The organism is Treponema endosymbiont of Eucomonympha sp., assembly GCF_001028545.1.
In genome coordinates this window covers 1-494 of sequence record NZ_BBPW01000539.1, presented here as the reverse complement: position 1 = coordinate 494, position 494 = coordinate 1, and the positions used below count along the sequence as shown (strand labels likewise).

Here is a 494-nt window from a genome sequence, read left to right as displayed (position 1 = left end):
CCCGAAACCGGCGCGCGGCAAAACCGCTTCGGGCGGGCAAGGCGACGCTCCGCCGCCTGAGCGAACCGCCCGCCTGCTCGAAGCGTGGCTCAGTCGGTATCCGGTCGTCGACAAAGACGCGCTCGGTAGCCCCGCTGGTGGAAACCACCAGCAAAGCCTTCTTGATAAACACGGTAGGCGCTTACCCGTAGTATGGCATTTAGGCTTCCGCCCCTCGGTTGGATTGCTCGGCAGGCAACTGCGCTGAACCCGCCCGGCTATTGCTCGGTAACCCCCGCTGGCGGAAGCCGCCGCGTTTGGGCATAAAAAAAGAGCGGGGGTTTCCCCCCCGCTTTTGTGCGTCCTGCCTCTGCGCCGGGTTACCCGCGCGCGGCGCGGGTAACCCGGCGCCGAACAGCCTCGCTTCTTTGCTCTGCCAATTCGCCCGCAGAGTTTCGGCGGTGCCCGCGTCAGGCGGTTCTTCCGGCGCACACCCGCCTTCCGCCCCCCCCGAC

General features: G+C 67.0%; 1 protein-coding gene. It reads right to left on the bottom strand.

The genetic code is table 11. The features are described 5' to 3' along the window. Nucleotides 1–199: 199 nt before the first annotated feature. Nucleotides 200–494 (bottom strand): hypothetical protein (locus AWU74_RS12930; RefSeq protein WP_238580261.1); only part of this gene is annotated, 295 nt, incomplete at its 5' end.